The 7782-nt window shown below is 64.7% G+C and carries 9 protein-coding genes; 5 read left to right on the top strand and 4 right to left on the bottom strand.

Features of this window, described 5'->3' with window-relative positions; all coding sequences use genetic code 11:
* On the bottom strand, nt 1-433 hold a 433-nt coding region (locus WAN71_RS19375), incomplete at its 3' end, for an acyl-CoA dehydrogenase family protein (RefSeq protein WP_422226882.1).
* An 87-nt stretch (nt 434-520) separates the two neighbouring features.
* Here WAN71_RS19375 and WAN71_RS19370 point away from each other — a divergent pair.
* Entirely contained in the window at nt 521-1030 is a 510-nt protein-coding gene (locus WAN71_RS19370) for a winged helix-turn-helix transcriptional regulator (protein WP_422226881.1), read from the top strand.
* A gap of 8 nt (nt 1031-1038) precedes the next feature.
* Here WAN71_RS19370 and WAN71_RS19365 read toward each other — a convergent pair whose 3' ends face one another.
* Nucleotides 1039-1632, bottom strand: coding sequence for a TetR/AcrR family transcriptional regulator (locus WAN71_RS19365; RefSeq protein ID WP_422226880.1), 594 nt, complete (start codon nt 1630-1632; stop codon nt 1039-1041).
* Between the two features lie 89 nt (nt 1633-1721).
* Here WAN71_RS19365 and WAN71_RS19360 point away from each other — a divergent pair, with 89 nt between their 5' ends.
* From WAN71_RS19360 to WAN71_RS19345, 4 genes are read left to right on the top strand one after another with little or no spacing between them, the layout of a single operon-like run.
* Nucleotides 1722-2957 (top strand): NADH:flavin oxidoreductase/NADH oxidase family protein, encoded by a 1236-nt coding sequence (locus tag WAN71_RS19360; RefSeq protein WP_422226879.1) that lies wholly within the window; start codon nt 1722-1724, stop codon nt 2955-2957.
* Between the two features lie 49 nt (nt 2958-3006).
* Entirely contained in the window at nt 3007-4500 is a 1494-nt protein-coding gene (locus tag WAN71_RS19355) for a flavin-containing monooxygenase (protein WP_422226878.1), read from the top strand.
* Nucleotides 4497-5300, top strand: coding sequence for an alpha/beta fold hydrolase (locus WAN71_RS19350; RefSeq protein WP_422226877.1), 804 nt, complete (start codon nt 4497-4499; stop codon nt 5298-5300). Before WAN71_RS19355 ends, WAN71_RS19350 begins: the two co-directional genes overlap by 4 nt.
* Nucleotides 5297-5728, top strand: coding sequence for a nitroreductase/quinone reductase family protein (locus WAN71_RS19345; RefSeq protein ID WP_422226876.1), 432 nt, complete (start codon nt 5297-5299; stop codon nt 5726-5728). The genes WAN71_RS19350 and WAN71_RS19345 overlap by 4 nt, the downstream gene beginning before the upstream one ends.
* Nucleotides 5729-5744: 16 nt before the next feature.
* On the opposite strand, the gene WAN71_RS19340 is transcribed toward WAN71_RS19345, so the two are convergent.
* Both WAN71_RS19340 and WAN71_RS19335 read right to left on the bottom strand, forming a co-directional pair.
* Nucleotides 5745-6125 carry a nitroreductase/quinone reductase family protein gene (locus tag WAN71_RS19340; protein ID WP_422226875.1) on the bottom strand — a complete coding sequence of 127 codons (381 nt, stop codon included), beginning with the start codon at nt 6123-6125 and terminating at the stop codon, nt 5745-5747.
* Nucleotides 6126-6236: 111 nt separating this feature from the next.
* The gene (locus tag WAN71_RS19335) at nt 6237-7694 is read right to left on the bottom strand and encodes an aldehyde dehydrogenase family protein (RefSeq protein ID WP_422226874.1); all 1458 of its coding nucleotides are present in this window, start codon (nt 7692-7694) and stop codon (nt 6237-6239) included.
* Between the last annotated feature and the right edge of the window lie 88 nt (nt 7695-7782).

Below are 7782 nucleotides of genomic sequence, written 5' to 3'. Positions count from 1 at the left end.
GGGTGACGCCGCTGCAGAACGCCCATCGCCCCGACACGACGACGCCGCCGGGCACGCGGCGGGCCTTGCCCTGTGGCGCCCACACGCCGGCGGCCACGCCGCGTCCGTCGCCGAACAGCTCGTTACGGCTGGCCGGCGGCAGATAGGCGACCAGCAGGCTGGCGGTGATGGCGATCGACACGCACCAGCCGGCTGATGCGTCGCCTCGCGCCACCTCCTCTGCGCAGCGCAAAGCGGTACCCGCCGGCAGCTCCAGAGCATCGACCTCGATCGGCGCACCCGCTCGCAGCAGACCCGAGTTTCGCAGCGCGTCAACCAGTTCGGTGGGGAGTTTGCGGTCGGCATCGATTTGATCTGCCATGCCACGTGCCATATCGGCGATCTCGCGGGCCCGCAACAGTACGGGCATGGTGGGGACTTCGGTGTCCTGCATGAGGCCTCACTTTGCACAGACGACGTGGGTGGTTCATTTACGTTACCACTACCGGTTTGGTTTTTGAACCGGTACATTGTTTGAACCATGGATTACCTAGATCTGTCCCACCGCTTCCAAGGCGAGTCCGTTGCCCGGGCTCTGGAGGTTGTCGGCGAGCGATGGACACTGCTGATCCTGCGCGAGGCGTTCTTCGGGGTGCGCCGCTTTGGCCAACTGGCTCGCAACTTGCAGATTCCGCGGCCCACGCTGTCATCACGCCTACGCGCCCTGGTGGAAAACGGGCTGTTGGAAAAGGTGCCCTACGCCCGCGATCCCGATCGTCACGAGTACCGGCTGACCGACTCCGGACGAGACCTGTTCGCCGCGATCGTGGTCCTGATGCAGTGGGGCGATCAACACCTCTCGCAGCCCAACGGTCCGCCAATCGTGCTGCGCCACCAGCCGTGTGAGCACATCGCCGACCCCGTTCTGGTGTGCGCGCACTGCCGTCAGGAGATCACCGCGCACAACATCACCCCCGAGCCCGGACCCGGCTTCCGCGCCCAAGAACCTGCACTCGCCGGCCTGCCACGGTCAAAGTCTCAACAGAAGTAGTCCTGACGTCAGACACTGTCGGCAACGCGATTCACCGTGAGTACGGCGTGGACGGCGGCGCGCACGCGGTCCGAAACGACTTCGGGTGTGGACGCGTCGAGTTTGCCGTCGAGATGCAGGAACGCCAGCCCGTGGACGAGCGCCCAGGCCGCCGTCGACAACGCTTCGGCGTTGGAGCCAGGAAAGCTTTGCCGCACAATGGCGCCGACGTATTCCGAGATGGCAGTAGTTGCAGCCACTCTTTCGCTGCTGTCCCGATCGCACGGCTCTGAAAACATCACCCGAAACAGCGCGGGCCGCTGCAGCGCGAAGTGGACATAGGCGACGGCGATAGCTGCGAAGTCATCGGGAGTCGAAGGCGCGGGGTGCGCGGCGGCTAGGTGTTCGGCCAGCTCGCGATAACCCACCGCGGCGACCGCGGAGATGAGCGCATCACGGTCTGCATAGTGCCGGTACGGCGCCGCAGGAGAAACCCCGGCGCGCCGCGCGACGGCGCGCAGTGATAACGCGGTCGCACCGCCTTCCTCAAGCAATTCCATCGCGGCCCGCAGACACGCGGCGCGCAGATCGCCGTGGTGGTACGGGCTGCGCGACGTTGACATGGATCACACTCCCTGATGTTGACAGTGCTAACACTGCGTGCTTAATGTAAGCGCCGTACACATTCTAGCCGGTTGAAAGGCGCCCTTCGATGTCGAGCGAGCTGTTCGCGCCGCTGAAGTTGCGGTCGGGGTTGGTATTGGACAACCGGATCGCCAAAGCCGCGATGGAAGAGAACATGGCGGGCCGGGACCAGCTCCCTGACCAGCGTTTGTTCTCGCTGTATCAACGCTGGGGTGCCGGCGGCGCCGGGCTGATAATCACCGGCAACGTCATGGTCCACGCACAGGCGCTTACCGGTCCCGGCGGCGTCGTGCTCGACGAGAATGCCCCACTGGACCCATTCGCCGAGTGGGCCAAGGCGGGCAAGGCCGGCGGTGCGGCGATGTGGATGCAGATCAACCATCCGGGTCGCCAAGTGCAAGCTCAAATGCCCGGAGTGGTGTGGGCGCCGTCTGAGGTGGGCGTCGATTTGGGCAAGCACACCAAGCGTTTTGGCCAGCCCGTTGCAATGACACCTGAGCAGATCGATGCCACCGTACGGCGGTTCGCCGTCGCGGCGATTGGTGCCGAACAGGCCGGATTCGACGGGGTAGAGGTCCACGCCGCGCACGGCTACCTGCTTTCGCAATTCCTCTCTCCGCTGTCGAACCAGCGGACCGACCGGTGGGGTGGATCGTTGGAAAACCGGGCCCGGATGCTGCTGGACGTCGTGCGAGCCATCCGGTCCGCGGTATCGGCGTCGTTCGCCGTTGCGGTGAAACTCAACTCGGCCGACTTCCAACGCGGCGGCTTCGACGCCGACGACGCACAGCACGTGATCGCCATGCTCGAGCCGCTGGGAGTCGACTTGGTGGAGTTGTCAGGCGGCAACTACGAAAGCCCGGCGATGGCCGGACGCGCCGCCGATTCCCACACCCAGGCACGCGAAGCCTACTTTCTAGAACTGGCAACGGATTTGGCCACGACGAGCCCGCTGCCGCTGATGTTGACCGGCGGGATCACGCGGCGTGAAACCGCCGAGAAAGCCCTCGCCAACGGTGTGGCGATGGTCGGCATGGCGACCGCAATGGCGGTAACCCCGGATCTTCCCGACCGCTGGCGCGTCGGAGAAGAAGCGGCTGGGCAGCTGAGACCGGTGACCTGGTCGGACAAGACCCTCGCCTCGGCAGGCGGCATGGCGCTGGTCCGCCATCAGATGCGTCGGATCGCCCGCGGACGCCGTCCAGCGCTCGGCACTCACCCGGTGCATGCGGTGGCATGTGACCAACTGGCACAGCGCCGCGCACTGCGCCGCTATCGGTCCTGGCTGCAGGCCACCGCCTGACCCTTCCTACTGAAATCCCATTGAAATCCCATTGAAAATCGGAGATTCCATGACGGACAGCACGATCCCGCATAACCACGTCGCCATCATCGGCACCGGCTTCGGTGGCATAGCAACAGCAATCCGTTTGCAGCAGGACGGTTTTCACGACTTTGTTTTGCTGGAACGCGCTAACGAAATCGGCGGGGTGTGGCGCGACAACGACTATCCGGGCGCCGCGGTCGATGTGCAGTGCCAGCTGTATTCGTTCTCGTTCGCTCCCAACCCGCACTGGCGGAACTTTTACGCCAAGCAGCCCGAAATCCACGGCTACCTCAAAGACGTCACCGAACGATTCGGGCTGCGCCGTCAGTTGATGCTGGATTGCGCCGTCCGGCGATTGGACTGGAATCCCACCAAGCAGGTGTGGCGCCTTGAAACCGCGCGCGGCGAGCGCACCGCCAATCACGTCGTCATCGCCACAGGTGCACTGGCAGAACCCGTCATACCGACACTGCCCGGCCTGGACCGATTCGCCGGCGCGACGTTCCACTCCGCCCGGTGGGATCACGACTTCAACCTCACCGGCAAGCGGGTGGCCGTCATCGGCACGGGCGCCTCAGCGGTGCAGTTCATTCCGGCCATCCAGCCCACCGCGGGACACATCACCGTCTTCCAGCGCACTCCGCACTGGATCATGCCGCGCCACGACCGTGAAATCGGCGCTCGGACCCAGCGCCTCCTGCGCGTAGTTCCGGCGCTGCAGCGGCTGCAACGATTGAAGATCTATCTGCAACGTGAGTGGATAGTCATAGGGTTCCACCACCCGTGGCTGATGACAGTGGCCGAACGACAGGCACGCCGCCACCTCAAGTCCCAAGTCAGCGATCCGAACCTGCGCGCCCAGCTTTTGCCCGATTACCGCCTCGGCTGCAAACGCATCCTCATCTCCGACGACTACTTGTGCAGCCTGGACCAGCCAAATGTCTCGCTGATCACCGACGGAATCGCCGAGATCGATGAGCGCGGCATCACTGACACCGCCGGCAGATACCACGCGGTCGACGCGATCATCTTCGGCACCGGATTCAACACCACGCGGCTGCCGCTGACCGATCAAATCTACGGCGCCGACGAGCAGACCATGGCCCAGGAGTGGGACGGCAACCCCACGGCCTACCTCGGCACTTCGGTCAGCGGCTTCCCGAACTGCTATCTGATCCACGGTCCCAATATCGGCAGTGGCCACAACTCGGTGATCTACATGATTGAATCGCAGGTCAACTACATCACCGCAACAATCGGTTACGCACACGCCCATCAGCTCGCCGCCGTCGAACCCACCTTGAGCGCCCAACAAGCGTTTGTTGCCGAAGTCGATGACCTGAGTGCCGGAAGCGTATGGACGGCTGGCGGCTGCAACAGCTGGTACCTGAACGACGATGGCCGCAATATCAACCTCTGGCCGGGCAGCACGTTCGACTACCGGCGCCGGACACTGCGATTTGATCCGGCCCAGCACTTGATGCAGCGGGCAAATTTGCCGATATCGGTGGTGTCGTGAGCGCCGGCACCCTGCTTTGTGGATCACCCGACGCGCCGCCGGTCATGTTGATCCACGGGCTGGGTAGCTCATACCGGGTGTGGGATCGGGTGGTGGCGCTGATCGAACCAACCGCGCGGATCTACGCGGTAGAGCTGGACGCGACCGGCTCGATCGACGGCGACGCCGACGCGGTAGCGGCGCTGCTCGATAGGCCGATGCTGCTGGTCGGCCATTCCCGCGGCGGCCTGGTAGCTACCGCGGTTGCCGAACGCCATCGCGAGTTGGTTAGCAAGCTCATCCTCGTCTGCCCCTCGTGGTCTGTGTCCAGCCGGCTGAGCGCAAACGGGCCGACGGAACGGGCGCTGAGCGTGCCGCTGATCGGCGATTTGCTCTGGGCACTGGCCTCCCCACGCCAGCAACGACGCGCGATGCAAAATGCCTTCGCGCCGGGAACCTCTGTCCCGGATCAGTTCGTCGCCGACATGCGCGCGCGGGGACGACGCAGCCTTACCGACAGCTCCCGCGCCATCGACGACTACCTCAAGGCCGCCCGGCTTGCCGACCGGCTCGAGAAGCTCGCCGTCCCAACCGAATTGATCTTCGGCCGACACGACGCCCGGGTGGCTGCGCCGCGCGACGAATTCTCGGCGCTGTGCAACACCAGCCTCGTTGTGCTGCCCGGCATCGGCCACAGCCCGCCCTGGGAGGCACCAGGTGCAGTAGCCGAAGTAATCGCGCACTCACTGGCCAGCCAGTCGCGTACCCGGGGCCCAGGATCGACAGTAGTTGCGGCACAACGGCGAAAGGTATCTGGATGAGCGGCCTCTTCCCGCGCCTCCTGCGCATCCATCAGTGGATCTATGCACACACCGACGGATTGCTTGGCCACCGGCTGCTGTTCGGCAACACCACGCTGCTGCTGCGCACCGCCGGCCGACGCACCGGGTTGCTACGCACCACCGCGCTCACCTACGCCCGTGACGGCGAGGACTACCTGGTCGTCGCGTCCAACGGCGGGCGGCCCAAACCGCCGACCTGGCTGGGGAATCTCGAAGCGCACCCCGACTGCGAAATCCAGGTCGGGCGCCGTCGCCGCCGCGTCGTCGGCCGCCCTACGCTGCCCGATGACCCCGATTACTCGCGTCGCTGGACGATCGTGGATACCAACAACAAGGGCCGATACGCGCAGTACCAGAAGCAGACGGAACGCCCTATCGCCGTCGTCGAACTGCGTCCCACATCCTGACGTCCGTTTAAGCCGCTCAGGCGACCTGAAAGACCGGGTATTGATCCACAATTCGCTCGAAGTCGTCAATCGGCGCGTGACGATCGATTGGGAAAAACGGACGTGCTCCCGGGGCGAGCTCGAGATACCGCCGCAAAATCGCGGCGCGCTTGTGGGACAAATCCTCCACCAAAGCGACATCTTCGCGCTGACCGCGCCGCAACACCGCACGGCCGTCGGCGCGCAGGTTGCGCACCCAGTTGGTCTTCTGGCCGAGCATGGCCACCAGGTAGCGGTCACCGTGGTAGTCGGCGACTACCACCGGGAACGAAATCGTCCGCCCCGACTTGTGGCCCCGTACTTCAAGTGTGGCCGCCCCGCTGGGTCCGATGCCGGCCGCTAAACCCAAGGCGGCCAACCGGTTTTCGATACGCGCTGACCATCCAGGACGACCACCGCGATACTGCCATCTTTGGATCGCGCTTATAACGCCACGCAGCATGTCTTCACACTACTGGGGCTGCCCTAGTTACATCTGCGCCCAGACGATCTTTGTCTGCAAGTAGGTGTCGATGCCGGCCTTACCCGACTCGTAGCCCCAGCCGGACTGCTTGTATCCGCCGAACGGCATCGAGTGGTCGAACTGCATCTGACAATTCAGCCCCACGGTTCCGGCCTTGAGCCGCTTGGCCAGCCGGTGCGCACGACCGAGGTCTTTGGTCCACGCGGTGGCCGCCAGGCCGTAAGTGCTGTTGTTGGCCAACGCAACCGCTTCGTCGTCGTCGTCGAACGGCAGGATCGTCACCACGGGTCCGAAAATCTCCTCCTGGAACAGCCTGCTCGAATCCGGGTCGACGTTGGTGACCACGGTCGGGTGAACGAAGTAGCCCTTGCGGTCGAGGCGGTGCCCGCCGGTCACGAGTTCAGCGCCGTCGGACTTCCCCTGCTCGAGGTAGCCCAGTACCCGGGTGAGCTGCTTCTGGCTGATCAGCGGACCGACCATGGCGCCCTCGTCTTTGGGGCCACCTAGTTGCATGACGCTGGCCATGTTGGCGATGCCCTCCACAACTCGCTCGTAGACACCGCGCTGGGCGAAGATTCGTGACCCGCACACACAGGCCTGGCCGGAGTGGATGAAGGTGCCGAACGACGCCATTGGGATGGCCAGGTCCAGGTCGGCGTCGTCGTAGATCAGTACCGGCGACTTGCCGCCGAGTTCAAGGGTGACCTTGTTGAGGTTGCTGTCCGCCGCGGCATGCACGATGGCCCGGCCGACCTCGGTCGATCCGGTGAAAGCGACCTTCTCCACGTCGGGGTGCGCGGTGATCGCTGCCCCGGCGGTGTGGCCGTAACCGTTGACCAGGTTGACCACACCTTCGGGCACCCCGGCCTCGGCCAGGATCCTGTCCAGGACCAGTGCCGAAAGCGGGGTCTCCTCAGCGGGTTTGACCACACTGCTGCAGCCCGCCGCAAGCGAGGGCGCGAGCTTGGCGCAGTAGTTGAAGACCGGGCCGTTCCACGGGAAGATCAGCCCGACCACGCCGTAGGGCTCTCGCAACGTATAGGTGTGCATGTGCGAGTCGACACCAGTTAGGCCGCCGGTGTTCACGTCGCGCGCGATCCCGTCGATCTTGGTGCACCAGCCGGCGTAGTAGCGGAACCACTCGGAACCGACCCTGGTGATGATCTGTGCTTGCGCCGGCGGGATGCCGGCGTTGAGCGATTCGAGCTCGGCGAGAATCTCCGCGTTCTCGTCGATCAGATCGGCGACCCGCCACAGCACCTTGGCCCTGTCGTAGTCGGGCAGGCCGGACCACAACCCCGACTCGGCGGTCGCCTTCGCACGCGCGACGGCGTCGTCGATGGCTTCGGGGCCGCAGTCGGTGAACTCGGTGATCTGCTCTTCAGTGGCGGGGTCGACGATCGGAATCACGTCACCGCTGCCGGGTCGCTTACGGATCTCCTCCAGCACAGCCTGCACCGACATAGGTGTATCCCTTCTCGCCTCGTTGCGACTCTATCTCTGTAGAGAGAGATTCCCGAGTGTAGCCCAGGGCCACCGCGGTCCTGTAGCT

Source organism: Mycobacterium sp. (assembly GCF_049280035.1).
Lineage (GTDB): Bacteria > Actinomycetota > Actinomycetes > Mycobacteriales > Mycobacteriaceae > Mycobacterium.
Note: the sequence above shows the minus strand (reverse complement) of the source record. Positions and strands in the feature narration are given on the sequence as shown.

Bases quoted from the DNA above. Each gene is read 5' to 3' on its own strand.
- WAN71_RS19360 (WP_422226879.1), top strand. From the start codon at position 1,722: ATGTCGAGCGAGCTGTTCGCGCCGCTGAAGTTGCGGTCGGGGTTGGTA.
- WAN71_RS19355 (WP_422226878.1), top strand. From the start codon at position 3,007: ATGACGGACAGCACGATCCCGCATAACCACGTCGCCATCATCGGCACC.
- WAN71_RS19370 (WP_422226881.1), top strand. From the start codon at position 521: ATGGATTACCTAGATCTGTCCCACCGCTTCCAAGGCGAGTCCGTTGCC.
- WAN71_RS19345 (WP_422226876.1), top strand. From the start codon at position 5,297: ATGAGCGGCCTCTTCCCGCGCCTCCTGCGCATCCATCAGTGGATCTAT.
- WAN71_RS19365 (WP_422226880.1), bottom strand. From the start codon at position 1,632: ATGTCAACGTCGCGCAGCCCGTACCACCACGGCGATCTGCGCGCCGCG.
- WAN71_RS19335 (WP_422226874.1), bottom strand. From the start codon at position 7,694: ATGTCGGTGCAGGCTGTGCTGGAGGAGATCCGTAAGCGACCCGGCAGC.